Source organism: Paraburkholderia fungorum (genome assembly GCF_046027215.1).
Classification (GTDB): Bacteria; Pseudomonadota; Gammaproteobacteria; order Burkholderiales; family Burkholderiaceae; genus Paraburkholderia; species Paraburkholderia fungorum_D.
Genome location: NZ_JAQQEN010000001.1, coordinates 3,083,245 through 3,108,547, shown reverse-complemented (window position 1 = coordinate 3,108,547; position 25,303 = coordinate 3,083,245). Strand labels below are relative to the sequence as shown.

At 62.1% G+C, this 25,303-nt stretch carries 19 protein-coding genes; 9 read left to right on the top strand and 10 right to left on the bottom strand.

The window, feature by feature from the left end:
• Positions 1 to 58 precede the first annotated feature (58 nt).
• The 7 genes from PQR27_RS13775 to fixL form a co-directional block, all read right to left on the bottom strand.
• Positions 59 to 2,167 (bottom strand): M3 family metallopeptidase, encoded by a 2,109-nt coding sequence (locus PQR27_RS13775; protein WP_408524179.1) that lies wholly within the window; start codon positions 2,165 to 2,167, stop codon positions 59 to 61.
• Positions 2,168 to 2,429: 262 nt separating this feature from the next.
• Positions 2,430 to 3,290, bottom strand: a complete 861-nt coding sequence (gene folD / locus PQR27_RS13770) for a bifunctional methylenetetrahydrofolate dehydrogenase/methenyltetrahydrofolate cyclohydrolase FolD (protein ID WP_408524178.1) — start codon at positions 3,288 to 3,290, stop codon at positions 2,430 to 2,432.
• 321 nt (positions 3,291 to 3,611) lie between these two features.
• Positions 3,612 to 4,550, bottom strand: coding sequence for a DUF2950 domain-containing protein (locus PQR27_RS13765; RefSeq protein ID WP_408524177.1), 939 nt, complete (start codon positions 4,548 to 4,550; stop codon positions 3,612 to 3,614).
• A 20-nt stretch (positions 4,551 to 4,570) separates the two neighbouring features.
• The gene (locus PQR27_RS13760) at positions 4,571 to 6,022 is read right to left on the bottom strand and encodes a DUF3300 domain-containing protein (protein ID WP_408524176.1); all 1,452 of its coding nucleotides are present in this window, start codon (positions 6,020 to 6,022) and stop codon (positions 4,571 to 4,573) included.
• 21 nt (positions 6,023 to 6,043) lie between these two features.
• Positions 6,044 to 6,265 (bottom strand): hypothetical protein, encoded by a 222-nt coding sequence (locus PQR27_RS13755; protein ID WP_408524175.1) that lies wholly within the window; start codon positions 6,263 to 6,265, stop codon positions 6,044 to 6,046.
• Between the two features lie 254 nt (positions 6,266 to 6,519).
• A complete protein-coding gene (gene fixJ / locus PQR27_RS13750) occupies positions 6,520 to 7,164 on the bottom strand; it encodes an oxygen response regulator transcription factor FixJ (protein WP_090685570.1) in 645 nt (214 codons plus the stop codon).
• Entirely contained in the window at positions 7,161 to 9,677 is a 2,517-nt protein-coding gene (fixL, locus tag PQR27_RS13745) for an oxygen sensor histidine kinase FixL (protein WP_408525486.1), read from the bottom strand. Before fixL ends, fixJ begins: the two co-directional genes overlap by 4 nt.
• Before the next feature lie 276 nt (positions 9,678 to 9,953).
• On the opposite strand from fixL, the gene aceE reads away from it, so the two are divergent.
• The 3 genes from aceE (at position 9,954) to lpdA (ending at position 16,465) form a co-directional block, all read left to right on the top strand.
• The gene (aceE, locus tag PQR27_RS13740) at positions 9,954 to 12,650 is read left to right on the top strand and encodes a pyruvate dehydrogenase (acetyl-transferring), homodimeric type (protein WP_408524174.1); all 2,697 of its coding nucleotides are present in this window, start codon (positions 9,954 to 9,956) and stop codon (positions 12,648 to 12,650) included.
• An 84-nt stretch (positions 12,651 to 12,734) separates the two neighbouring features.
• Positions 12,735 to 14,375, top strand: coding sequence for a dihydrolipoyllysine-residue acetyltransferase (gene aceF / locus PQR27_RS13735; protein WP_408524173.1), 1,641 nt, complete (start codon positions 12,735 to 12,737; stop codon positions 14,373 to 14,375).
• A gap of 296 nt (positions 14,376 to 14,671) precedes the next feature.
• The gene (gene lpdA / locus PQR27_RS13730; RefSeq protein ID WP_408524172.1) at positions 14,672 to 16,465 is read left to right on the top strand and encodes a dihydrolipoyl dehydrogenase; all 1,794 of its coding nucleotides are present in this window, start codon (positions 14,672 to 14,674) and stop codon (positions 16,463 to 16,465) included.
• A 348-nt stretch (positions 16,466 to 16,813) separates the two neighbouring features.
• Here lpdA and PQR27_RS13725 read toward each other — a convergent pair whose 3' ends face one another.
• Positions 16,814 to 17,386 carry a phasin family protein gene (locus tag PQR27_RS13725; RefSeq protein WP_408422502.1) on the bottom strand — a complete coding sequence of 191 codons (573 nt, stop codon included), beginning with the start codon at positions 17,384 to 17,386 and terminating at the stop codon, positions 16,814 to 16,816.
• 778 nt (positions 17,387 to 18,164) lie between these two features.
• Here PQR27_RS13725 and pbpG point away from each other — a divergent pair.
• Positions 18,165 to 19,352, top strand: a complete 1,188-nt coding sequence (pbpG, locus tag PQR27_RS13720) for a D-alanyl-D-alanine endopeptidase (RefSeq protein WP_408524171.1) — start codon at positions 18,165 to 18,167, stop codon at positions 19,350 to 19,352.
• A gap of 93 nt (positions 19,353 to 19,445) precedes the next feature.
• Here the strand turns inward: pbpG and PQR27_RS13715 are convergent, their stop codons facing one another.
• The gene (locus PQR27_RS13715) at positions 19,446 to 20,252 is read right to left on the bottom strand and encodes an IclR family transcriptional regulator (RefSeq protein WP_408524170.1); all 807 of its coding nucleotides are present in this window, start codon (positions 20,250 to 20,252) and stop codon (positions 19,446 to 19,448) included.
• 181 nt (positions 20,253 to 20,433) lie between these two features.
• On the opposite strand from PQR27_RS13715, the gene PQR27_RS13710 reads away from it, so the two are divergent.
• Both PQR27_RS13710 and PQR27_RS13705 read left to right on the top strand, forming a co-directional pair.
• The gene (locus tag PQR27_RS13710; protein ID WP_408524169.1) at positions 20,434 to 21,156 is read left to right on the top strand and encodes a (Fe-S)-binding protein; all 723 of its coding nucleotides are present in this window, start codon (positions 20,434 to 20,436) and stop codon (positions 21,154 to 21,156) included.
• A 136-nt stretch (positions 21,157 to 21,292) separates the two neighbouring features.
• A complete protein-coding gene (locus PQR27_RS13705) occupies positions 21,293 to 22,708 on the top strand; it encodes a lactate utilization protein B (protein WP_408524168.1) in 1,416 nt (471 codons plus the stop codon).
• A 186-nt stretch (positions 22,709 to 22,894) separates the two neighbouring features.
• Here PQR27_RS13705 and PQR27_RS13700 read toward each other — a convergent pair whose 3' ends face one another.
• On the bottom strand, positions 22,895 to 23,425 hold the full coding sequence (locus tag PQR27_RS13700; RefSeq protein ID WP_408524167.1) for a hypothetical protein: 531 nt from the start codon (positions 23,423 to 23,425) through the stop codon (positions 22,895 to 22,897).
• A 271-nt stretch (positions 23,426 to 23,696) separates the two neighbouring features.
• On the opposite strand from PQR27_RS13700, the gene PQR27_RS13695 reads away from it, so the two are divergent.
• The 3 genes from PQR27_RS13695 to iscR all read left to right on the top strand — a co-directional run bounded on the left by PQR27_RS13695 (position 23,697) and on the right by iscR (position 25,274).
• Positions 23,697 to 23,936: a hypothetical protein gene (locus tag PQR27_RS13695; RefSeq protein WP_408524166.1), complete on the top strand. Its 240-nt coding sequence runs from the start codon at positions 23,697 to 23,699 to the stop codon at positions 23,934 to 23,936.
• 176 nt (positions 23,937 to 24,112) lie between these two features.
• Positions 24,113 to 24,610 (top strand): low molecular weight protein-tyrosine-phosphatase, encoded by a 498-nt coding sequence (locus tag PQR27_RS13690; RefSeq protein ID WP_408524165.1) that lies wholly within the window; start codon positions 24,113 to 24,115, stop codon positions 24,608 to 24,610.
• A 133-nt stretch (positions 24,611 to 24,743) separates the two neighbouring features.
• Entirely contained in the window at positions 24,744 to 25,274 is a 531-nt protein-coding gene (gene iscR, locus PQR27_RS13685) for a Fe-S cluster assembly transcriptional regulator IscR (RefSeq protein ID WP_408524164.1), read from the top strand.
• The last annotated feature ends 29 nt before the right edge of the window (positions 25,275 to 25,303 follow it).

The following is a 25,303-nucleotide window of genomic DNA, read 5'->3' as shown; positions in this document are numbered from 1 at the left end:
TTAATCGGCGTATCTGTGTCCGAATCCGCGTGCGATACGCCGACCCATCAACGTATCATCAATGCGTCGCGGTGGGCGTCATGCCGTTGTGGCGCAACAATGCATCGATACTCGGCTCGCGGCCGCGGAAGGCCTTGAACGATTCCATCGCGGGACGGCTGCCGCCCACTTCCAGAATCTCCTTGCGATAACGCATGCCGGTCGCCACATCGAGCACGCTGCCGCTCGCTGCCTGCGCCGCTTCTTCGAATGCCGCGTAGGCATCCGCGGACAGCACTTCGGCCCACTTGTAGCTGTAGTACCCAGCCGCGTAACCGCCCGCGAAAATATGGCTGAAGGTATTCGGCCAACGCGAGAATTCCGCTTGCGGCACGACGTGGAAACGTTCGTTGATCTCGCTTGCGAGCTGCGTGGCGTTCTGCGTGCCGGACGCGTCGAAGCCAGTGTGCAGTTGCATGTCGAACATCGAGAACACGATCTGCCGCAGCGTGCCCAGACCGCTCTGGAAGTTCTTCGCGGCGAGCATCTTGTCGAACAGGTCACGCGGCAACGGTTTGGCTGTTTCCACGTGCGCGGTCATGTCGCTCAGCACGTCCCACTCCCAGCAGAAGTTCTCCATGAATTGCGAGGGCAGTTCGACCGCGTCCCATTCAACGCCGTTGATACCGGAGACGCCCAGTTCATCGACACGCGTCAGCATGTGATGCAAGCCGTGGCCGAACTCGTGGAACAGCGTGATCACCTCGTCGTGCGTGAAGCAGGCGGGTTTGCCGCCGACCGGCGCCGAGAAGTTGCAGGTCAGATACGCAACCGGCGTCTGCACGCTGCCATGCGTGTGCTTGTGACGGCCGCGTGCGTCGTCCATCCAGGCGCCGCCGCGCTTGCCTTCGCGTGCATAGAGGTCGAGATAGAACTGTGCCACGAGGCCGCCGTCCTGGTTCTCGACGCGGAAGAAGCGTACGTCCGGATGCCACACGGCCGCTTCGTCGCGACGGATACGTACGCCGAAGAGCGTCTCGGTCACCTTGAAGAGGCCCTTGAATACGGCGTCTTCCGGGAAGTACTGTTTGACTTCGTTCTCGGAGAACGAATAGCGCTTCTGGCGCAGACGTTCAGCGGCGAACGTCATGTCCCACGGTTGCAACTCGGTCATGCCGAGTTCGTTCGCGGCGAATTCGCGCAGCTCCTGCCAGTCCTGTTCCGCATGCGGACGCGCACGCGTGGCGAGGTCTTCGAGAAACGCCATGACCTGGGCGGGCGACTCCGCCATTTTCGGCGCAAGCGATACCTCGGCGAAGTTGTTGTAGCCGAGCATGTGCGCTTCTTCAGCGCGCAGCTTCAGTTGTTCCGCGAGTACCGCCGTGTTGTCCCATTCCGGCTTGCCGTTGCCATATTGCGGACCGAGTTCGGAGGCGCGCGTCACATAGGCGCGATACATCGTTTCGCGCATCGCGCGGTTTTCCGCGTACTGCATGACCGGGAAATAGGACGGGAAGTGCAGCGTGAACTTGTAGCCCGTCTTGCCTTCACGTTCGGCGGCTTCCTTGGCGGCTTCGATCACGTCTTCGGGCAGACCGGCCAGCTGTGCTTCAGCGCCGGCTTCGACGATGTAAGCGTAGCCGTTGGTCGCGTCGAGCACGTGATCCGAAAAGGCTTTCGACAACGCCGCCTGGCGCTCCTGCAATTCGGCGAAATGCGGCTTCTGGTCTTCCGGCAGTTCCGCGCCCGAGAGGCGGAAATCGCGCAGCGCGTTGCCGAGGATTTTCTTGCGCTCGCCGGTCAGCGACGAGAAATCGCTGCTGGCGTTCAGCGCCTTGTATTTTTCATACAGCGCGAGATTCTGGCCGACGCTCGACCAGAATTCGGTCACGCGTGGCAGATTTTCGCCGTACACAGCGCGCAGTTCAGGCGTATCGGCGACCGCGTTCAGATGGCCGACCACGCTCCAGGCGCGGGAAAGCGGTTCAGTGGCGCGCTCGACCGGCTCGACCACGTCGGCCCATGAAGCGGGCGTAATCGGCTGGGCGGCGCGTTCGACGGCCGCGCTCGCGTCGGCAAGCAGCACATCGAGCGCAGGGGTGATGTGTTCGGGGCGGATCTCGCCAAAGCGCGGCAGGTCGGAGAAATCGAGGAGCGGATTGTCGTGAGTCGAGAGGGTAGTGGACATAAGGCTTCCTGTCTGACGCGGGTGAACGGGTAATCGTGGGTAATCGGTGCATCGACGGGCGCCCACCAAGGGGACTTCCTTCGGGGCGCCCCCCAAGGGGACTTCCTTCGGGGCGCGCGATGACGGCCCGATTGCACCCGATACAAGGACATTATTGGGGCAGGGCGCGCCGATTCCAATCCGTCGGCTGACAAATTATCAGATGTTGCGGCGCGATGCGCGTATGCCGGCAAACGCGCTTCGCCGGCATACCGTTCAAGCTTTACGCCTGTGCCGCTGCTTCGCGCTCGGCGGCTTCGATCGTGTTGACGAGCAGCATGGTAATGGTCATCGGACCGACGCCGCCCGGCACCGGCGTGATGTAGCCGGCCACTTCCTTGACGCCCGCAAAATCGACGTCGCCGCACAGTTTGCCGGCATCGTCGCGATTCATGCCGACGTCGATCACCGCCGCGCCCGGTTTCACCATGTCTGCGGTAAGAATGTTGCGCAGGCCGGTAGCGGCGACCACCACGTCGGCATGGCGCGTATGGGCGGCCAGATCGCGCGTCTTGCTATGGCAGATCGTGACGGTGGCGCCTGCCTCGAGCAGCAGCAGCGCCATCGGTTTGCCGACGATATTCGAGCGGCCGATCACCACCGCATTCGCGCCTTTCAGCGGAATGTCATAAGCCGCCAGCATCTTCATCACGCCGTACGGCGTGCAAGGGCGGAACAGCGGCTGCCCGGTCATCAGCGCGCCGGCATTGGCGACGTGAAACCCGTCGACGTCCTTTTGCGGGGCAATCGCTTCGATCACCTTGTGGCTGTCGATATGCGGCGGCAGCGGCAGTTGCACCAGAATGCCGTGGATACGCGGATCGCGGTTCAGTTCGTCGATGCGCGCGAGCAAATCGGCTTCCGGCAAATCGGCCGGATAGCGATCGAACGACGAACCGAGGCCGTTGTCGTGGCACGCCTTGACCTTGTTGCGCACATACACTTCGCTCGCCGGATTGTCGCCGACCAGCACGACCGCAAGGCCTGGCTGATGCCCGCGGGCGGTGAGGGCGGCGGCGCGGGTGGCGACTTCGGCGCGCAGGGTCTTGGAAAGGGCGAGGCCGTCGATCAATTTGGCAGTCATGGTCGGGTCGAGATGGGCGGTTTGGAAAGCGGGCAGGGCGCAGGCGCGTATGCGCGTCATACGCGAGGGCGCTTTTCGACGGGAACGGGTCGGCACGTGAAAAGCGTGCAGCGCGAATCAGGGCTCAGCGCCGCTGAAGAGCGACATTATACCGGCCCTGGATGGCACGCCACGGGTGGATTCGAGGCTGCGCGGGGGAGTGCGGTGGATGCGCCCGACGCCGCGGGATGCCGGTGCCGGGCGGTCGCAAATGGCCTGTGCGTCGCCGCGGCCGGTCGGGCAATGATCGCGCACCGCTCGGGTACGGTACAGGCGCCTCTATTACTGGATCGCCTGCCAGCTATCGTCCGGATCGAATGATTTGATGGCGGCCGCAGCGTGTGCGGTTTGCGACCCGAGGTTCTTCTGATAAACCTGACCGTCCTGATTGACGATGAAGGTCATCACGCCCGTTTTGCCGTATTCGGCTGGCGAGGCGATCAGGCCGAACCCTTTGGTCAGTACGCCGTTTTCGATGTAGTTCTGGGCGCCGCCTTTCGCGTGCTGGCCTTGTGCCGTCAATATCCGGTAGTGGTAGCCGTGGTAGGCCTCTTTCGGCAGGGTGCCGTTCGGCATGGTCGCGGCGAGCGGACCGAGCGGGCTGTCGGGCTCGCCGGGCGCGGTCGCCCAATACAGGCCGTCATGCTGGCCGGGCGTACTGACAAAGCGTTGCGCGTAATGCTGGGTCAGGTTGTGATAATCGCGCTGCGCGTCGAGGTAGGCGAGCGAGGTGAGGATCGCCGCACGTTCGTTGCGGCCGAGACGGCGCGTCAGCATCTCGTCCTGCGCGGCGGGCGGATCGAAGCGCCAGCCGTGAGCGGCCTGCACGATGGGAATCGGCAAGGTCCAGCCGCTGTCGCCGACCGCGAGGTGTGCGGTGGCGTGGCCCTTGCTTTTCACCGGGTCGTTGACGATCTGATGGCCCTTCGACCATGCGCCGAGGAATTCGTAGATATCGTCGCTACCGATGCCCTCGGTCGGGATGAAGGTATGAAAGTCGTTGCCGAGCACGTGTTTGAGCGCGCCTTCGTCATTGCGGGCGAGAGCGTCGACGAGCGCGTTGGCGGCCGCGTCGGCACTGGGGTAGACCGCCTGGGCGTGTGCGGCAGTTGTGCCGAGCATCAAGATCGGCGCCACCAGCAGGGTGCCGGTAGTGCCAAGGGCAACGGCGAGCGTCAGAACGTGGGCGCGCAAGGCGCCGCGTGGGAATAAGCGCATCATCAGAGACTCCTCCTGATCGTTCAACGGGTGCGGCCGAGGTGACGTTCGCCACCACCGCCGCCGCCAAGCCTGCCACCACCGCCGCCGCCAAGCCTGCCGCCGCCGCCGCCGGCTCCGCCGCCGCGCTGGACGCCGCCGCCATTCGCGCCCAGGCCACCACCCGCGCGTGGCTGACCGGCGCCGGCGCGCTGCTGGCCGCCGCCGTTGGCGCCCAGGCCTCCGCTGGCACGCTGCTGGCCGCCGCCGTTCGCGCCGGACGCGCCGCCGGAGCGGTTCGAGAGCGCTTCGCGGCTCGCCTGGCCACGCTGCGTGTCCTGGCGTGCGGTGTTGCCGTCGCCGGCGCCGCGTAACGCGTTATCGCGATTGACGTTTTGCGCGCGGTTTTGCAGATTGGCGTTCGGCGTGCCGCCCTGGTGGATCCCTTGCACGCGCTGGCTTGCGCTGCCGCTCAGGTTCTGGCCGGTGCGATTCTGCAAGGTCTGCTGCGCCTGGGCACGAGCGGCGTCGTCGCGGCCCCGATAGGCATCGCGCTGCGCACCGCTGAGGTTACTGTTGACGTTGCGGTTGAGGTTCGCATTGTTGACGTTGCGGTTCAGGTTCGCATTGTTGACGTTGCGGTTCAGGTTCGCATTGTTGACATTGCGATTGACGTTGGTGTTGCGGTTCCAGTTCGTCGTACTGCTATTCACGTTGAGCCGGTTGTTCACATTGATGTTGTTGTACCGGTTGACGTTGATGTTCACGTCATGCGTGTTCCAGTTGAAGCCGCCCCACAGCGAGTTCGCAACCGCGACACCGGCGCCGAACGCCAGGCCGGCGGCCAGTCCGCTGGCGATGGCATATCCGGGCGGAGGCGGCACATACACCGGCGGGTAGGCCGGATAGGGCCACGCGCCGTACACGACGGTCGGGTTATAGGTCGGCACATAGACCACCTGCGGATTGGCCGGCACGATCTGAATCGTGCTTTGCTCGACCACGACCTTTTGCTGCGAATTCGTGTTCAGGTTGCCCGCCGTCTGCGCCTGCTTGCGCAAGCGTTGCACCGAGTCCATCACGTCGTTGGGCTGATTGAGAAAGGCGGTCCCGAGCTGCGTGACCCAATCGGGCTTCGAGGCCATGGTCGCGAGGACCTGCGGGAAGGCGACCAGCGATTGCACGCTCGGGTCCCACGGCTGGGATGCGACGGCCTTGACGGCGGCGTCGCCTTGCAGCTTCGAGTTCGCGTTGGACCATTGCGCCGCGGCCTCCACGTCCTGTGGGAAGGTCGCGGCCATCAGCACCTGCGCGAGTAGCGCATCGGGGTACAGCGCAATGGGCGCGGTCAAGGAGTCGAGCTGCTGGTTGGACATTTTGGCGGCGCTTTGCGCGTTGGCGACGCCCGGTGCGGTGAGCCCGATGAAGAGCGGCGCACCAGCGAGTGCGGCACAGAGTAGCAACACACGCGAGCGGTGTGTTCCGGATCGTTTCACGATGAAATCCTCCCTGCTGCGTTAGGCGCGCGAAGTTGATGCGCAGCGCATGCTGCGTGGTTTCGGCGCGAGGAAATGGAGAAGGAAGTGGAGAGCGGATAGGGCTGCCGCCGAGGCGGCCGAACCAGTCGACATGACGGTAACGCGGCTGATCCGCCTGACATGCCTTGCACTGCCTTGCGACACCAGGTACGACATGCGCAGCGCATCAGTCCTGCGGTGGTCGGGGATCAGCTCGCGCATCGGCGATTCCTTGCCAAGGACTTCTGCCTAAATTAAGGGGCAAAGCTGACCTTGTCAATCTTATCAGACGAAACAGGCTATTACTTTCGGCGGTAAGCGAATGCTGATCAACGGCTGCAATGATCTATCGACGCAGACGAGAAAATCGTCTGGCCAGGCGGTATTGCGATGCGGCAGAAATGAAATGCGAGGGTGACAGCGGAAGGGGGCGGGCCGGACTGACGAAAGGTCCGGCCGCGTGACAGCAGCAGTGCTTATTGCGCCTGTTGCGGCTTGTTCGACAGCGCCAGTCGCAGCAGATCGGCGACCGTGTTGACGTTGAGCTTTTCCATGATGTTCGCGCGGTGCGCTTCAACCGTCTTGATGCTGATACCGAGGTCGTCGGCGATCTGCTTGTTCAGACGTCCGGCGATGATGCGCTCGAGCACCTGATGCTCACGCGCGGTCAGCTTGCCCAGACGTTCTGCCGCAGCGCGTTGCTGCTGCACGCTGGTGCTTTCACTGCGCGCCTTGTCGAGCATGCGCTCGACCAGCTTACGCAGTTCGGCTTCGTCGAACGGTTTTTCGATGAAGTCCATCGCGCCTTTTTTCATCGTCGATACCGCCATCGGCACATCGCCGTGGCCCGTCACGAAGATGATCGGCAGCGACGCGTTGTCGGCGATCAGGCGTTCCTGCAACTCGAGCCCGCTCATGCCGGACATCCGCACATCGAGAATCAGACACGCGATCTGGCCCGGATGCGTATGCGGCTGCCATGCGTCGATAAACTGCTCGGCGCTGGAGAAGCATTGCACGCGGTAGCCGTTCGCCTCCAGCAGCCAGCGCAGCGAATCTCGCACGGCCTCGTCGTCATCGACGACAAAGACTGTTTCCTGTGTGGTGACTGGGCTGTTCATAGCTCTCCCGTAACGGTTTGTGGTGTCGGCGCCTCTGACCCGCCGTTGCTCGGGCCGTCAGGCTCTCCAATAGGCAGACTGCAATGGAACGTGGCGCCCGTGATGTGGCCGTCAGATTCGACGTTGTTGACCACCCACAGACGGCCGCGGTGCGATTCGATAATCGAACGGCAAATGTTCAGCCCCATGCCCATACCATCGGACTTGGTGCTGTAAAACGGTTCGAACAGACGCTCGGCTGTTGCCTCGTCGACGCCAGGTCCCTGGTCGACGACGCTGATGCAGACAAACCCGCCCTCCAGGCGAACGACCACGCGAATCACCGGATCGACCGCGTTCGGTCGTGCTTCGGCCATCGCTTCGGCGCCATTCTTCAACAGATTGACCAGCACCTGCTCGATCAGCACCGGGTCGACGTAGATCACCGGCAGACGCGAGCGCAAATCCGTGACGATGCGGATGCGGCGCTTGCGCGCCTCGAGTTCGGCGAGACCCACCGCGTCGGCGACGATATCGGCCACGCGCGTGGCCTGCCGTTTCGGCTCGCTGCGCTTCACGAACTCGCGGATGCGCTTGATGATCATGCCGGCCCGCACCGCCTGCTGAGCGGTTTTCTCGAGAACCGGCAGGAGATTGTCCGGAGTCGTCCGACCGGATTTAACCAGCGCGACGGTTCCGGAGCAATAGTTATTGATCGCGGCGAGCGGCTGATTCAGCTCATGGGCGAGCGAGGAGGCCATTTCGCCCATGGTCATCAGGCGGCTGGTGAACTGCAGCTTCTCGTCCTGCTGGCGCGAAAGTTCCTGGGCCTGCTTGCGGGTCGTGATGTCGGTCGCGATCTGCATCTGCGCGAGGTGGCCGTCCACCCACTGGATGTACTGACGGCGCACTTCGAACCACTTCTGGATGCCTTGCACGTAAACCTCCTGTGCGTCGGCGGTACTTTCGGTCAACGCAGCAGCGGGCAGGCCCGCATAGGCATCCACCATATCGATCGAGTCGGACGACGCCTGTGCGCTATCGAACCCGCCGCCCGCCAATTCCAGATGCCCGTCCGGGCGAATGCCGAACAGGTGCCGGTAGTAGCGGTTGGCGAACAGCAGTTCGGCTTCGTCGGCGGCGAGCACGGAGACCGCCGCGTCGAGGCTTTCGAGGACGGTAGTAAAGCGCTCGTGCGCGGCGGCGAGTTCTTCGCGCGCGCGTTTCGGCTCGGTGATATCGGTCATCGACGACATCCAGCCGGTCTGGCGGCCCGAACTGTCGATCAGCGGCGAAACGTAGAGCCGCGCATGAAACAGCGAACCGTCCTTGCGGCGCACCCGCAACTCGAACCCCGAGGAGGGCGCCTTGCCGCGCAGCGTCATGTCGAGCTGGCGCTGCATCTCGGGGTAGGCGTCGCGCGGCCAGTACGCGAACGGCGCGTTCTTGCTGACCAGATCGCTTTCGTCCCAGCCGGTCATGCGGCAAAACGCCGGATTGACGTGGGTGATGCGGCCATGCATATCGAGCACGCGCATGCCGATCAGCACGGAGTTTTCCATTGCGCGGCGAAAAAACGCTTCGGCGTACAGCGCCTGCTGCGCTTCGAAGCGTTGCCGCGTGTGTTTCCACAAGCTCCACAGACTCCACAACACGAAGCACGACAGGCCCGCCACCAGCCAGACCAGCGTGTTGTTGGTGAAGTTGGTCATCTGCGGGAACGCGTACACGCGGACTGAGACGCCCTGGCCCGGCGGGTCGAGCGGCAGATCATAGAACATGTCGCGCGGCAGGCGCGGGCGCGTCGACGTGGTGGTCAACTCGCGGTTGTTCACGTCGATGATCGAGATTTTGTATTTCGCCGACAACTCGGGCGGAATGTCGTGCTTCAGTATCCCTTCCACCGAGAACACGGCGGCAATCGTGCCGAGGAAGTCGCGGTCGCGATAGACCGGGGTTTGCAGCGTAATGTAGCCGTTGCCGACGTCGTCATAGATCAGCGGCGAGTATACCTGGCGGCGTGTATTGCGTGCCTCGTTGAAGGCGGCCTTGACGGCTTCGTCCATCTGCGCGTCGTTCGGCTTGGCGAGGCGCTGGCCGAACACGGGCAATGCAGTATTGGGCCAGCGTGGCTGCTGCTGGCTCGTATACCAGTTCATGTAGAGGATCTCGGGGTGCCCCTGCATGATGTCCGTGGTGGACACCTGGAATGAATGCGGATCGGCGTGGCCGGCCACCAGATCGCGGGCCAGCGCCTGGATCTGCTCCTGCGCGCCGGTCATGGACAGGCGGATCTGCTGCTGCGCCCAGGCGACGTTACGATAAAGCGTGTCTTCCTGCTGCTGCTGTTCGCGCCGGTTCAAACTCCACAGGATCAGGCTCATGACGACCAGGAAAACCAGGATCGACAGGAGCGGCGTCAGCAAATAGGAGTTCGACCACCATGGTCCATGGTGCCAGCGAGAGGACGGCGTCGAATCCGCCGGCGAACCAGCGGTGCGCGCCGAGCGTGCGAAAAGCCGTTCGGTCAACATGCGTGGCATTGTAGCGCAGCGTGTGACTAGCAAATGGCGCAAAAAAGCGCGGAAAGTGCGATTAATCGGCGCAAACTAGCCGACGTATCCGGCGATTGGCAGTCAGATCAGGGTGCGCCGCAACAATTTTCCGCATTATGAGAATTGATCTCGTAATTTGAAAATTTTGTTGCACGGACGTCGGGACCCTTATTACAATCGGCCGCAAGCTGCCGCGGTCGTGCTTCGCCCGCGCCGTCTGTCCAAAGAGCGTTCCTCTACATCCAGGAGACGAGCATGTCCGCTGTACCCGACGAAGTCATGAAATATGTCGCCGCCGCCAAAGACGACGATCCCCAGGAAACCGGTGAATGGCTGGAAGCGCTGGATGGCGTGATTTCTGCTGTGGGCCCCGATCGCGCTCACTACCTGATCGAGAAGCAGATCGAATTCGCCCGTGTCCATGGCGAACATCTTCCGTTTTCTGCGAACACTCCGTACATCAACACGATCCCGGTCTCGCGTCAGGCGAAGATCCCCGGCGACCAGGACATCGAGCACCGTATCCGTTCGTACACGCGCTGGAACGCCATCGCCATGGTGCTGCGCGCGGGCAAGGAGACCAACGTCGGCGGCCACATCGCCTCGTTCGCTTCCGCGGCTACGCTGTATGACGTCGGCTACAACCACTTCTGGCATGCGCCGTCGGCTGAACATGGCGGCGACCTCGTATTCGTGCAGGGTCACTCGTCGCCGGGCGTGTACTCGCGCGCGTTCCTGCTGGGCCGCCTGACCGAGAAGCAGCTCGACAACTTCCGTCAGGAAGTGGGCGGCGAGGGCATCTCGTCGTACCCGCACCCGTGGCTGATGCCGGACTTCTGGCAATTCCCGACCGTCTCGATGGGCCTCGGCCCGATCATGGCGATCTATCAGGCGCGCTTCATGAAGTACATGCAGGCGCGCGGCATTGCGAAGACCGACGGCCGCAAGGTCTGGGCCTTCCTCGGCGACGGCGAAACCGACGAACCGGAATCGCTCGGCGCGATCGGCATGGCCGGCCGCGAACGCCTCGACAACCTGGTGTTCGTGATCAACTGCAACCTGCAGCGCCTGGACGGTCCGGTGCGCGGTAACGGCAAGATCATCCAGGAACTCGAAAGCGAATTCCGCGGCGCCGGCTGGAACGTCATCAAGGTCATCTGGGGCAGCCGCTGGGACGCGCTATTCCAACGCGACAAGTCGGGCGCGCTGATGCGCCGGATGATGGAAGTGGTCGACGGCGAGTACCAGACGTACAAGTCGGAGTCGGGCGCCTTCGTGCGCGAGCACTTCTTCAACACGCCGGAACTGAAGGCGCTGGTCGCCGAATGGTCCGACGAGGAAATCTGGAACCTGAACCGCGGCGGCCACGATCCGCACAAGATTTACGCAGCGTTCCAGGAAGCGTCGAACTCGCAAGGCCAGCCGACCGTCATCCTCGCGAAGACGATCAAGGGCTACGGTATGGGCGAAGCCGGCCAGGCGATGAACATCACCCACCAGCAGAAGAAGCTGCACGTGGATCAGCTGAAGAAATTCCGCGACCAGTTCCGCCTGCCGATCGCCGACGAAGACCTCGTCAACGTGCCGTACCTCAAGTTCGAAGAAGGCTCGAAGGAACTCGAGTACATGCGCGCCCGCCGTCAGGACCTCGGCGGCTATCTGCCGGCGCGTCGTCAGAAGGCCGAGTCGCTGCCGGTGCCGGCACTGTCGGCATTCGAGCCGTTGCTCAAGGGCACGGGTGAAGGCCGCGAGATCTCCACGACCATGGCGTTCGTGCGGATTCTGAACATCCTGCTGAAAGACAAGGCGCTCGGTAAGCGCGTCGTGCCGATCGTGCCGGACGAGTCGCGTACCTTCGGTATGGAAGGTCTGTTCCGTCAGATCGGTATCTGGAATCAGGATGGCCAGAAGTACGTGCCGGAAGATTCCGACCAGCTGATGTTCTACCGTGAGTCGGAAACCGGTCAGATTCTGCAGGAAGGCATCAACGAAGCCGGTGGTATGGCCGACTGGATCGCAGCCGCGACGTCGTATTCGACGCACGGCGAGATCATGATCCCGTTCTACATCTTCTACTCGATGTTCGGCTTCCAGCGCATCGGCGACCTGGCATGGGCGGCGGGCGACATGCGTTCGCGCGGCTTCCTGCTCGGTGGTACGGCGGGCCGCACCACGCTGAACGGCGAAGGTCTGCAGCACGAAGACGGCCACTCGCTGCTGTGGGCGGCTTCGGTGCCGAACTGCATCAGCTACGACCCGACCTTCGGTTACGAACTCGCGGTCATCATGCAGGACGGCCTGCGCCGCATGGTCGCGGAGCAGGAAGACGTGTACTACTACGTCACGGTGATGAACGAAAACTACGAGCACCCGGCGATTCCGCAGGGCGAGTCTGTAGCGGCCGACATCATCAAGGGTATGTATTCGTTCCGCAAGGCCGAAGCCGACAAGAAGGCGCCGCGCGTGCAACTGATGGGCGCGGGCACGATCTTCAACGAAGTGATCGCCGCCGCCGAGCTGCTGAAGAGCGACTGGGGTGTCGCCGCCGATCTGTGGAGCGTGCCGAGCTTCACCGAACTCGCGCGCGAAGGCCACGAAGTGCAGCGCTGGAACCTGCTGCACCCGACCGAAGAAAAGAAGCTCTCGCACGTCGAGACGCTCCTGAGGGACGCACAAGGCCCGGTCATCGCTTCGACCGACTACGTGCGTGCGCTGACCGAGCAGATTCGCGCGTTCGTGCCGCAGAAGTTCGTCGTGCTGGGCACGGATGGCTACGGCCGTTCGGACACGCGTGAAAAGCTGCGTCACTTCTTTGAAGTCGACCGCTACTGGGTCACGGTTGCCGCGTTGAATGCCCTGGCAGATGAAGGCACGATCGAACGCAAGGTCGTCGCCGAGGCGCTCAAGAAGTACAACCTTGATCCCGCCAAACCCAACCCGATGACCGTCTAAGGCATCATTCCCCGTGTGCCATGGCGTACGCGACTGCCCTGATCGACAGGGTAGGCCGCGTACGCGGCCCAGGAGACACTAACAATGAGTCAAGCGATCGAAGTCAAAGTGCCGGACATCGGCGATTACAAGGACATCCCTGTGATCGAGGTGCTGGTGAAGGCGGGTGACACCGTCGAGAAAGAGCAATCGCTCGTTACGCTGGAGTCCGACAAGGCGACCATGGACGTGCCGAGCTCGGCTGCCGGTGTCGTCAAGGAAGTGAAGGTCAAGGTGGGCGACAACGTGTCGGAAGGCTCGTTGATCGTCGTGCTGGAAGGCGCGGAAGGCGGCGCTGCTGCTTCGCCGGCTCCGGCTCCGGCGCCTGCTGCGGCCCCGGCGCCCGCTGCTGCGCCTGCGCCTGCCGCCGCTGGCGGTGGTCTGCAGGAAGTCAAAGTGCCGGATATCGGCGACTACAAAGACATTCCCGTGATCGAAGTCTCGGTGAAGGTCGGCGATCGCGTCGAAAAAGAGCAGTCGCTGGTGACGCTCGAATCCGACAAGGCGACCATGGACGTGCCGAGCTCGGCCGCCGGCGTCGTCAAGGAATTGAAGGTCAAGGTGGGCGATACCGTGTCGGAAGGCTCGGTGATCGTCGTGCTGGAAGCCGACGGCGTTGCCGCTGCGCCGGCACCGGCACCTGCGGCGAAGCAGGAAGTCGAGAAGCCGTCGGATGCGCCGGTGGCGCCGTCGCCCGCTCCGGCCTCGCCGTCAGCGCTGGCGCAAGCGCCGGTGATCCCGGCCGGCGAGGGTGGGGCACGGCATGCGAGCCATGCGTCGCCGTCGGTGCGCAAGTTCGCGCGCGAACTCGGCGTCGACGTGGTGCAGGTGCAGGGCACGGGTCCGAAGGGCCGGATTACGCAAGCCGACGTGACCGCATTTATCAAGGGCGTGATGACGGGCCAGCGCGCTGCGCCGGCAGGTGCCGCGCCGGCTGCCGCGGGTGGCGGCGAGTTGAATCTGCTGCCGTGGCCAAAGGTCGACTTCACCAAATTCGGTCCTGTCGATCCGAAGCCGCTGTCGCGCATCAAGAAAATTTCGGGCGCGAATCTGCATCGCAACTGGGTCATGATTCCGCACGTCACGAACAATGACGAAGCGGACATCACCGACCTCGAAGCGCTGCGCGTGCAGTTGAACAAGGAAAACGAAAAGGCCGGCGTGAAGTTCACGATGCTGGCGTTCGTGATCAAGGCGGTCGTGGCTGCCCTGAAGCAGTTCCCGACGTTCAATGCCAGCCTCGACGGCGATAACCTGGTGTTCAAGCAGTACTACCACATCGGGTTTGCCGCGGATACGCCGAATGGTCTGGTCGTGCCGGTGATTCGCGACGCGGACAAGAAGGGCTTGATCGATATCGCGAAGGAAATGGCCGAGCTTTCCAAGGCTGCGCGTGATGGCAAGCTGAAGCCGGATCAGATGCAAGGTGGCTGCTTCTCGATTTCGTCGCTGGGCGGGATTGGCGGCACGAACTTCACGCCGATTATCAATGCGCCTGAAGTCGCGATTCTGGGTTTGTCGCGTGGCGCGATGAAGCCGGTTTGGGATGGCAAGCAGTTTGTTCCGCGTCTGATTCTGCCGCTGTCGCTGTCGTATGACCATCGGGTGATTGATGGGGCTGCGGCTGCGCGGTTTAATGCTTATCTAGGTGCGATTCTTGCCGATTTTCGGCGTGTGATTCTTTGATCGGTTGATGATTGCCGGTGGCGCGGATTTGATTTTTGAGTTGGTTATCCGCGCGTGTCGTTGAACCTGTTTTCTTGTCGGTCTATTGGTGTCGCCCCTGTGCGGGGCGGCACTTACTTTTCTTTGCACCCCAAGGGTACTTCCTGCGGGGCGTCTTCCAAAGAAAAGTAAGCAAAAGAAAGGCGCGTCCTTGGGCGGACAGCAAAGGATGCTTCTGTCCAGCACGTTGCCAGCTTTTAGGCCGATTTTTTTCGGGTTCTTTGCTTCATCACGATCAATAAGAGAAGGGGACACTAATGAGTCTCGTCGAAGTAAAAGTGCCGGATATCGGTGACTTCAAGGACGTCGATGTCATCGAAGTCAATATCAAACCGGGCGATGTCATCGAGAACGAACAGGCTCTGATGACGCTCGAGTCCGATAAGGCCTCCATCGAAGTGCCGAGCGATACCGCCGGCACGGTCAAGGAAGTACGCGTCAAAGCAGGCGATAAAGTCTCGCAAGGCACGGTCATCGCGCTCGTCGAAGTGTCGGCAGACGCGGCACCGGCTAAAGATGCACCGAAAGCCCCGGCTAAAGAACCCGAGAAAGCCGCCTCGGCACCGGCACCGGCCGCTGCTGCGCCCAAGGCCACGGCGCCTGCGCCTGCACCGCAAGCGGGTAGCTTCTCCGGTAACGCGGACATCGAGTGCGACATGCTCGTGCTCGGTTCGGGTCCCGGCGGCTATTCCGCTGCGTTCCGTTCGGCCGACCTCGGCATGAAGACAGTGCTCGTCGAACGTTATGCAACGCTCGGCGGCGTCTGTCTGAATGTCGGCTGTATTCCGTCGAAAGCGCTGCTACACACGGCCCTCGTCATCGATGAAGCAGAAGCGCTCGGCGCGCACGGCATCACGTTCGCCAAACCGCAAATCGATCTCGACAAACTGCGCGACTTCAAGTCGGGCGTCGTCAAGAAGCTCACCGGCGGTCTTGCCGGCATGGCGAAGATGCGCAAGGTCGAAGTCGTGACGGGTAACGGCGCGTTCGTCGATCCGAATCACATGGAAGTGCAGACCGAGGGCGGCAAGAAGGTCGTCAGGTTCAAGCAGGCGATCATCGCCGCGGGCTCGGAAGCGGTGAAGCTGCCGTTCATTCCGGAAGATCCGCGCGTGGTCGATTCGACCGGCGCGCTCGAACTGCGTCAGATTCCGCAACGGATGCTGGTGATCGGCGGCGGCATCATCGGGCTGGAAATGGCGACGGTCTACGCGACGCTCGGCGCGAAGATCGACGTGGTCGAAATGCTCGACGGCCTGATGGCCGGCGCGGATCGCGATCTGGTCAAGGTCTGGGAGAAGTACAACAGCAAGCGTTTTGCCAACGTCATGCTGAAGACCAAAACTACCGCGGCAGAAGCGAAAGACGACGGCATCTACGTGTCGTTCGAAGGCGAAAAGGCCCCGGCAGAAGCGCAACGCTACGACCTCGTGCTGGTCGCCGTCGGCCGTACGCCGAACGGTAAGAGGATCGGTGCGGACAAGGCCGGCGTGACGGTAACGGATCGCGGCTTCATCGACGTCGACAAGCAGATGCGCACCAACGTGCCGCACATCTTCGCAATCGGCGATATCGTCGGTCAGCCGATGCTCGCGCACAAAGCGGTGCACGAAGCGCACGTCGCCGCCGAAGTTGCACACGGCGAGAAAGCGTATTTCGACGCCATGCAGATTCCGTCGGTGGCCTATACCGATCCGGAAGTGGCGTGGGCCGGCAAGACGGAAGACCAGTTGAAGGCCGAAGGTATCAAGTACGGCAAAGCGGTGTTTCCGTGGGCTGCGTCAGGCCGCGCGATTGCCAACGGCCGCGATGAAGGCTTCACCAAGCTGCTGTTCGACGAAGAAACGCATCGCGTGATCGGTGGCGGCATCGTTGGTCTGAATGCGGGCGACCTGATCAGCGAAGTCTGTCTCGCAATCGAAATGGGTGCGGATGCAACGGATATCGGTAAGACGATTCACCCGCATCCGACGCTCGGTGAATCGATCGGGATGGCCGCCGAGTTGTATGAAGGCGTCTGCACGGATTTGCCTCCGCAAAAGAAGAAGTAACGCAGGCACTGGCAGAACCCGCTTTCCATTCGAGCGGGCTTCCGACGTGAGCAGGTGGCAAAGAAAAACGGCGCATCCCGTAAAAGGATGCGCCGCTTTTCATTTCGCAGCAGGCTAGAACGCTGCACCGTGCAAGACAGATGATTCGTGCACGAAGCACATGAGGCAGCGGGAAAAAAAATCCCGGCCTTTCGCCGGGCAAACGATACGCCGTTCAACGTATCGGAGCGTTCGGCCATGTGAAACCGTGTGAGCGGCAACGGGACGACGCTGTTGCTTACAGTAACGCCGGCCAGACAGCGTGTGCCGGGCCGGCGCAAGGTGTAACGCCTACGTGATGCCTGAAACTTAGACCGTCTTCTTGGCCGAGCGCGATGCTTGCGCAGCGGCTTGCGATGCTGCCTTCGATGCGGCCGTTGCAGCTGCATTGAAGTTGCTTTCAGCGATTTCGACAGCTTGCTTGGTCGCCTTGTGAACCGTTTCGTACGTGGTGTTGGCGGCGGTGATAGCCGACTTCATCACGGCAACAGCGGTTTCCGAACCAGCCGGTGCATTCTTCGCGACGTTTTCGACGAGCGATTGCACCTTGCGGTTTTGCTCTTCGAATTGTGCTTCAGCGACGCGGGTGAATTCGCCTTGCGTTGCCGAAACGATTTCATACACGTGACGGCCGTACGACAGCGCCTTTTCAGCCACCGGCTGTGCGAGGCTCGCTTGCAGTGCCAGCAATTCCTGCGCATCCTTCACCGACAGTGCGCGCTGGGCATTTTCCTGGCTTTCCGCGAGCGTCGATTTCACGACTTGCAGGTTCAGCTCAACCAGCTTTTCGACGCCTTCAAATGCCTTGGTCGTCAGGCCGAACAGCGTTTCAAAGTTGGCTTTCTGGGCTGCAGCGAATTGCTCAGGGGTCAGCAGAGTCATGGTTTACGCTCCTGGATCGCGGTCTGTCTGTGCGGACCGCATTGGGTTAGTGGCGAGAGGCCTTAAGGACTTCTCCCCGGACCGCGATGTTTTGTGCATCGCAGCAATGGTTCCCATTTTAAGATGGCCACAAAGAATGTCAAGCCCTTTTTGTGCATTGCACAATATTAAGAATTTACTGATAAAACAATACGTTATGCAGTGAGCATGTCATTCATGTGACGCAAGTCGAATTTATTCGACGCACTGCGATGGTGCGCAATGAAATGCAACTTTTAGCCCGCCTGGTGGCGGATTTCAGCTGCTTATGTGGCGTGAGGAGAGGGTTCGGGAGCCTGCGACACTCACAAAAATTCACGCTCCTGCACATTCGATGTAAACCGGAAAGTGTCACGGAACGTTAACGCTCCATGCCGGTCGAATGCGCGTGGTCGTTTGCAGCAGGCGTTTAACAACCTGCGGCGAGTCTCCTGCAAGGTTCCGGCACGCGGGCAATGCCTGATGCGCCTGCGCTCTGACCGTATTTCCCCTGATCAAGGTTGTCTCGAAATTGCCGTTATGCTGAAAGGATCACGTCGATTCCGACGGATATCGGCAAAGGCGGGACCGAAGTGCGCCAGCGATCGTTTTTTTCGATCGATGCGCGACACTTATTCGTGTTTTTGCGATCGGAGCTTACAAGCCGGTTTAAGGAGCGCTTATAAGTGCTTCAAATTGCTAATTTTTCGTTGTTTTACTACACTTGCGGAAACCTCTTGCCGCTCCCTACCGAACACCCATGAAAACCGACATGTTTTCGTCGCTAAAAGTGATCCACGGCGCGGCCCGCAGCACCGCTCTGTCGGTGGCCGCCTCCATGGTCATCGCAGCGGCGTTCGCCACGCCCGTCAGCACTTTTGCCGCAACGCCTGCTGCACCTGCAAAAACCTCCAAACACGCGAAAGCAGCCAAAAAGCCTGCCGCGGCTGCCGACAAAGCGTCGAGCAAGTCGACGCAAGCCGGTAAAGGCGTCGCCGCCAAGACCGTAGCAGCTGCTGATGACGACGCGCCGCGCGCGAGCGCCAAGCGCAAGCGCGTCGCGTACACGATGAACGGACGCCACCGCTCGGTAGTGCGTCGCGTCGCGTACGAACCGCGCCAGCCGACCGTCGGCCAGGCTTTCGGTTTGCACGAAACGCCGGACGCGTTGATGCTGCGTTCAAGCGTTGCCTATGTGATCGATCAGAACACCGGCGAATCGCTGTTCGACAAGAACTCGCGCGCCGTGGTGCCGATCGCGTCGATCACCAAGCTGATGACCGCGATGGTGGTGCTCGACTCGAAAGAGCCGATGACCGATCAGATCGAAGTCACGGACGAAGACCGCGATTACGAGAAGAACACGGGTTCGCGTTTGTCGGTAGGCTCGGTACTCTCGCGTGACGACATGCTGCACATCGCGCTGATGGCCTCGGAAAACCGTGCGGCTGCGGCGCTGTCGCGTTATTTCCCGGGCGGCCGCCCGGCGTTCCTTGCAGCCATGAACGCAAAGGCCAAGCAGCTCGGCATGACCGACACGCATTTCGAAAACCCCACGGGTTTGACGAGCCAGAACGTGTCGAGCGCGCGTGACCTCGTGAAGATGGTCAACGCGGCGTATCAGTATCCGGTGATCCGCAAGTTCTCGACCGATCACAGCTACGAGGTCTACACCGGCAAGCGTTCGCTCGCGTACAACAGCACCAACGCGCTGGTACGTAACCCCACGTGGGATATCGGTCTGCAAAAGACCGGTTTCATCAACGAGGCGGGCGAGTGCCTCGTGATGCAGGCGACCATCCATGGCCGTCCGATGATCATGGTGCTGCTCGATTCGTCCGGTAAGTATTCGCGTTTTGCGGACGCTACGCGTCTGCGTACGTGGCTCGACAACGGCGGCGACCAGCCGCGCATTACCAGTGCAGACGCTGGTGGCTCGGGCACCTGAAGTGTTTGGATGGCCGGTACACGGACCGGCCACGGAAAACGAAAAAGCCTCGCAATTTGCGAGGCTTTTTTATTGGGCAGGAGACTCGCCGGCTTACACGTGGTGGCTATGCGAATGGTCCTGGGCAACTTGCGGCCGATAACCGAGCGAGGCGGAAATCATCAACGCCGTCTGGCTAAGCTGGCCAAGCCACGAATCCTGCAAGCGATCAGCCGGGGCCGACAGAGACAGACCCGCAACCAGCTTACCCGTGTCGTCGTAAATGCCGGCCGCGATGCAGCGCACACCCAGCTCGAGTTCTTCGTTGTCGCGCGCGCAGGCCTGCTGGCGTACATGCGACAGCTCACGCTCCAGCTTGGTCAGATCGGTGATGCTGTTCTGCGTGTGGCCCGATAGGCCGGTGCGTGTGGCGTAGGCTCGCACCCGCGTCGATTCGTCGGCGGCGAGAAACAGCTTGCCCACCGAAGTCAGATGCAGCGGGGCTCGCCCGCCAATCGCCCGCACCACCTGCATGCCGGAGCGTTCAGAATACGCGCGCTCTATATAGACGATCTCGTCGCCCTGACGCACCGACAGATTCACTGTCTGGCCAGTCTGACGATGTAGTTCGCGCATTGGCGTGAGTGCCGCGTCGCGCACCGAGAGCCGCGCCTTCACCAGATTGCCCAGTTCGAGCAGACGCATGCCAAGACGGTAGGTGCCAGGATCCGAACGGTCCACGAGCCGGCACATCACCATGTCGTTCAGGATGCGGTGCGCCGTGGACGGATGGAGTTCCGTGCGGATGGCGAGTTCTTTCAGGCTGACCGGGTCGCTATGCGCAGCGAGGGCGTCGAGCAAGCGCATCATGCGTTCGATCACCTGGATCGAAGTTTTGGGATCCGGGTTCGTATCGCTCATGGGGAAAAATCGGTTGACGCGTCAAACAGCGGAAAAACGATTGTATCTCGTATTGTGAAAAAAGCGAACGTCGTTGGACGTGCTATTCCAATATGGCGTGGCATTCGTCCTATGCCTTCCGGCCGTTGGTATTGGGCGGCAAACAGCGGATAATCAGGCACGTTTTTCCGAAGGAGGGCTCATGCGAGTTGGATTGTTCGTCACCTGCCTGATCGACCTGATGCGTCCGGAGATCGGTTTCTCGGTCATCAAGCTGATCGAAGGCGCCGGTTTCGAGGTGATGGTGCCGCCGGCGCAAACCTGTTGTGGGCAGCCTGCGTACAACTCGGGCGAGCGGCGCATCGCGCGCGATCTCGCTGAGAAAACCTTGCGTGAGTTCGAGCAGTTCGACTATGTCGTCGTGCCTTCCGGGTCGTGCGGCGGCATGATCCGCGCCCATTACGGCGACCTGTTCGCGAATGATCCTGAAATGATGGGCCGCTTTGGGCGGCTGCGCGGCAAAGTATTCGAGTTGACCGATTTTCTCGTCAACGTGGCCAAGGTGCAGTTGCAGCCTGGCGAGTTTTCCGGCCAGGTGACGTACCACGATTCCTGCTCGGGGCTGCGCGAGCTCGGCGTCAAGGCCCAGCCGCGCGCGTTGCTGGCGCAGGTTGGCGTGGCGGTGACCGAAATGAAGGATTGCGAGCATTGCTGCGGCTTCGGCGGCACCTTCGCGGTCAAATATGGCGACATCTCGACGGCGATCGTCGACGAAAAATGCGCGAACATCGGCGCGAGCGGCACCGGCGCCGTGGTGCTCGGCGACCTCGGCTGCATGCTCAATATCGAGGGCCGCTTGCGGCGCACCGGCGACACCACCACGCGCGTGCTGCACATCGCCCAAGTGCTGGCTGGCGACGCGTAACGGGCCGCCGTCGCGCTCCATAACCCGCACTCCATTTCCGGCACTGCATACCGCGCAACTCCTTTGCGCCGGTCAATCCAGGCAGTTCGGTTCGCGCAGATCAGTCCTCGCAGTTTCGAATACGCAAAAGGCCGCCATGCAAGTTCAAACCATGCAATTCAAGGCGCGCGCCGGTCAGAAGCTCGCTGACCAGCGGTTGCAGCAGAACCTCACCAAGCTGTCGACCAAGTTCGTGTCGGCGCGTGCCTCAGCTATCACCGCGATCGATTTTCCGGCCACCCGCGCCGCGCTGAAGGAGCGTCGCAACCGCGCGCTGGAAAATCTGGACGTCTGGCTGGAGGCTTTCGAGCGGGAGGCCACCCGGCGCGGCGTGACCGTGCTGTTCGCCGAAACCACCCAGGAGGCGGCGCGTCTGGTCGGCGACATTGCGCGGCGGCACGACGTGAAAAAAGTGATCAAGACCAAGTCGATGGTCACCGAGGAAATGCGCCTGAACGAAGTGCTCGGGCAGATGGGCGTGCAGTCGATCGAAACCGATCTGGGCGAATACATTCTGCAGATCAACGACAACGAGCCACCGAGCCACATCATTGCGCCAGTGGTCCACAAGGATAAAGACGAGATCGCCGATCTGTTCGCGAAGGCGCATCACCGCCCGCGTCTGACAGAGATCACGGACATGACCCGCGAAGCGCGCGAGGTGCTGCGCCCGCACTTCATGACGGCGGACATGGGTGTGACGGGCGGTAACTTCGTGGTGGCGGAAACCGGTTCGGTCGCACTGGTCACGAACGAGGGCAATGAAGGCATGTGTACGGTCATGCCGCGTGTACATGTCGCCGTGACCGGTATCGAGAAGGTGCTGCCCACGCTCGAGGATCTCGCGACGGCGATGCGTCTGTTGCCGCGCTCGGCCACCGGGCAGGCCACGTCGAATTACTTCTCGGTGCTGACCGGCCCACGCGGCCCGGAAGATCAGGACGGCCCCGAGCACATGTACGTCGTGCTGGTCGACGGCGGGCGCACTGGGCTGATCGGCGGAGACTTTCAGGAGATGCTGCGCTGTATCCGCTGCGGTGCGTGCATGAACCATTGTCCTGTCTACCAGAAGGTGGGCGGCCACACGTACGGCTGGGTGTATCCGGGACCAATGGGTTCGGTGCTGACGCCCAGCTATGTCGGGCTCGACAAGACGCTGGACTTGCCGCAGGCGGCGACCTTGTGCGGCGAGTGCGACAGCGTCTGTCCGGTGGGCATTCCGTTATCCGGTCTGCTGCGCAAGTTGCGCGAGAAGCAGGTCGAGCGGCGTCTGCGTCCCTGGCGGGAGCGGGCCGGGCTGGCGGTGTGGGGTTTTCTGGCGCTGCATCCGGATGCTTACGCGCTGGTCACGAAGCTCGCGGTTCGTGTGCTTGAAAGGATGGGTGGGCGTAACCGGTCGATCGCAAAGTTGCCGATGGGCGGCGCAGGCTGGACCAATACCCGGGAGATGCCCGCGCCGGTGGGGCGCACCTTCAGGGAACTATACGCGGCGCAGCGGAGCCACATTGGCTAATCCAAGGCCGCGCACTCACTTGTGACCATGCATTCGGATGGCGGGCTCTGTTGCGAGAGCGGCTGGCGCGCAATTACGCCTACGTGTCATTAGTGCACTGCCTGATCTACGCCAGCGCTACGCCAGCGCTACGCCAGCGCTACGCCAGCGCTACGCCAGCGCTACGCCAGCGCAGCTCCTCCAGAATCAATGATCCGTCATTCCTCCGCCCGATTGGTGGCCGGGTATAGGTGCAGGTCTCGCAGGCGCGCCGTTACCGCGCCCCCCGCCGTTACCACCCGCCTGCTGCTGCGGCGGCGGGCTGCTGGGGCCGGGAGGACGGGCCGCCACCGATCCGCTGGGACCGCGAGGCCCGCCGGCGGCGCCTTGAGGCGGAGGTCCGCCACGCGGGCCGCCGCCGTTCGGCTGACCATGCCAGTTGCCGTTGTTCGGCTGGCCGCGGTCCGGATAACCAGGGTTGCCCCGGTAACCCGGACCCGGTCCGTAATAGCGTCCCGGGCCGTCGTAGTAGGCGGGTCCCGAGTAGTTGCTATATCCCATGTAGACGTTGGCTTGCGGCACCACGGGCACGCCGGTCGCATACCCGTCATAGCCATCGTAGCCGCTGTAGGCGCCGCCATAGTCGTTGCCGTACATCGGCGTACCGTCCGGATAGACCGCGCAGCCGCTCAGCAGGGCAGCGACGGCAAGGGCGACGAATGAGGCAGTGCGTTTCATAGCGAGGATCACTTGCGGAGATTACGTGACAGTAAGACCGCTATTATCACCAACTGTCGCACCGGCTTTGTATGTGTTTGTAAGGATTTCTTTTTCGTGCCATGACGAGGTGCCCAGGTCGCGATGCGTATGTCGGGTCAATAGACTGTTCCGTTCAGCGCAACGATCTATCTCATATAGGTGGGTTTTTCCCGATTGCGAAATCCTATAGCATTTCGACTGGGCATAGTGGGTCACGAGCTCACGAGCCCCTAATCGGAAGAACGACATCATGAAAAAGACAATATCGGTGTACTGGCCCCTCGCCATCGTCGTCGCGCTTGCCGCGGCAGCCTATCTGCACATTGGCCGCGACGCCGCTTCGCGCGTCTCGCAAGCTCCGCTCGCCACTGAGCAGTTCACTGCGGAACTCGCGCGCGCTGTCTCGTACGGGATGGTGACTGGCGATACGTCGCTGCCGGCCAAGCCGATGCGCGCGGTCGCGGCGATGCCGCTGCCGCAGGCGTCCTGAGCGCGGTTACGCCGTGACCCCAGCGTTTTGCGTCGCAGGGAGACGTGGCGTCCCCTGGCGCGGCAGTCGCCGCAGCAGCGCGGCGCCGGGCGAGATTTGAGACAGCTTTGTATAATCGCGGCACCGTCGCCTAACCGTCCGTTGAACCAGGCGAACACCGCCCCGGAAAGCATCTGATGAAAACTGTGTCGATCTGCTTTGTCTGCCTCGGGAACATCTGCCGTTCACCGACAGCAGAGGGCGTGATGCGTCATCTGGTGGCGAAGGCGAAGCTTGCGGAGCGCATTCAGATCGATTCCGCCGGCACGGGCGACTGGCACATCGGCGAGCCGCCCGACGAGCGGGCGCTGCACGCGGCTGGCAAGCGCGGTTATGAACTGGCCACCTTGCGCGGCCGCCAGATCGCTGCGGCCGATTTCGAGCGCTTCGATCTGCTGATTGCGATGGACGACAAGAATGTGGCGGCCTTGCGCGAGGTGTGCCCGTCTGGACAGCGCGACAAGATTCGCCTGCTGATGGAATTCGTGCCGGAGGCGGACAGCCGTTGGGGCGGCGCCCGTGAGGTCGTCGATCCCTATTTCGGTAGCGCCGAGGGCTTCGAGCAGGTGCTGGATCAGTGCGAAGCCGCCTGCCGCGGACTGATCGCGGCACTACGCCCCCAATTGATCACGTAACGCGCTGAGGCGGACGATCTGTCCGAATTCAGTAATTAAGCAAATGACCCAAATCACGGTAGGGATACTTGACTAAATCGCTCATGTATTTATACTTGACCAAACTTGTCGAGAATTGCGATTCCCACACTATATGAGACTCACCACAAAAGGCCGTTTCGCCGTCACGGCGATGATTGACCTGGCGCTGCGCCAGGAGCAGGGCCCGGTGACGCTTGCGGGTATCAGCCAGCGCCAACACATTTCCCTGTCCTACCTCGAGCAGCTGTTTGGCAAGCTGCGTCGTCACGAAATCGTCGAGTCCGTGCGCGGACCGGGCGGCGGCTACAATCTGGCCCGCCGTGCTGAAGACGTGACCGTGGCCGACATCATCATCGCTGTCGACGAGCCGCTGGACGCCACCCAATGCGGCGGCAAAGGCTCGTGCGAAGGTACGAAACAGCACGACGGCCACTGCATGACGCACGAACTGTGGTCCACGCTGAACCAGAAAATGGTCGAGTACCTGGATTCGGTGTCGCTCAAGGATCTGGTCGATCAGCAGCGTTCGCGTGAAGGCGCCCCGGCGGTCCTGCGCGACCGGCGCAATGAGACCGCGACGGTCGAACCCGCGCGCGTGGTGCCGAAAGGGCCTAATTCCGTTTTCAACATGGCCGGTTCCTAGGCGCGGACATCTGCAGCAGCCGCAGCCTG

Coding starts and splice junctions, on each gene's coding strand:
- aceE (WP_408524174.1), top strand. CDS start 9,954: ATGTCCGCTGTACCCGACGAAGTCATGAAATATGTCGCCGCCGCCAAA.
- iscR (WP_408524164.1), top strand. CDS start 24,744: ATGAGACTCACCACAAAAGGCCGTTTCGCCGTCACGGCGATGATTGAC.
- fixL (WP_408525486.1), bottom strand. CDS start 9,677: ATGTTGACCGAACGGCTTTTCGCACGCTCGGCGCGCACCGCTGGTTCG.
- PQR27_RS13775 (WP_408524179.1), bottom strand. CDS start 2,167: ATGTCCACTACCCTCTCGACTCACGACAATCCGCTCCTCGATTTCTCC.
- PQR27_RS13710 (WP_408524169.1), top strand. CDS start 20,434: ATGCGAGTTGGATTGTTCGTCACCTGCCTGATCGACCTGATGCGTCCG.
- PQR27_RS13765 (WP_408524177.1), bottom strand. CDS start 4,550: ATGATGCGCTTATTCCCACGCGGCGCCTTGCGCGCCCACGTTCTGACG.
- PQR27_RS13690 (WP_408524165.1), top strand. CDS start 24,113: ATGAAAACTGTGTCGATCTGCTTTGTCTGCCTCGGGAACATCTGCCGT.
- PQR27_RS13705 (WP_408524168.1), top strand. CDS start 21,293: ATGCAAGTTCAAACCATGCAATTCAAGGCGCGCGCCGGTCAGAAGCTC.
- aceF (WP_408524173.1), top strand. CDS start 12,735: ATGAGTCAAGCGATCGAAGTCAAAGTGCCGGACATCGGCGATTACAAG.
- PQR27_RS13715 (WP_408524170.1), bottom strand. CDS start 20,252: ATGAGCGATACGAACCCGGATCCCAAAACTTCGATCCAGGTGATCGAA.
- folD (WP_408524178.1), bottom strand. CDS start 3,290: ATGACTGCCAAATTGATCGACGGCCTCGCCCTTTCCAAGACCCTGCGC.
- PQR27_RS13725 (WP_408422502.1), bottom strand. CDS start 17,386: ATGACTCTGCTGACCCCTGAGCAATTCGCTGCAGCCCAGAAAGCCAAC.
- PQR27_RS13755 (WP_408524175.1), bottom strand. CDS start 6,265: ATGCGCGAGCTGATCCCCGACCACCGCAGGACTGATGCGCTGCGCATG.
- pbpG (WP_408524171.1), top strand. CDS start 18,165: ATGAAAACCGACATGTTTTCGTCGCTAAAAGTGATCCACGGCGCGGCC.
- lpdA (WP_408524172.1), top strand. CDS start 14,672: ATGAGTCTCGTCGAAGTAAAAGTGCCGGATATCGGTGACTTCAAGGAC.
- PQR27_RS13695 (WP_408524166.1), top strand. CDS start 23,697: ATGAAAAAGACAATATCGGTGTACTGGCCCCTCGCCATCGTCGTCGCG.
- PQR27_RS13700 (WP_408524167.1), bottom strand. CDS start 23,425: ATGAAACGCACTGCCTCATTCGTCGCCCTTGCCGTCGCTGCCCTGCTG.
- fixJ (WP_090685570.1), bottom strand. CDS start 7,164: ATGAACAGCCCAGTCACCACACAGGAAACAGTCTTTGTCGTCGATGAC.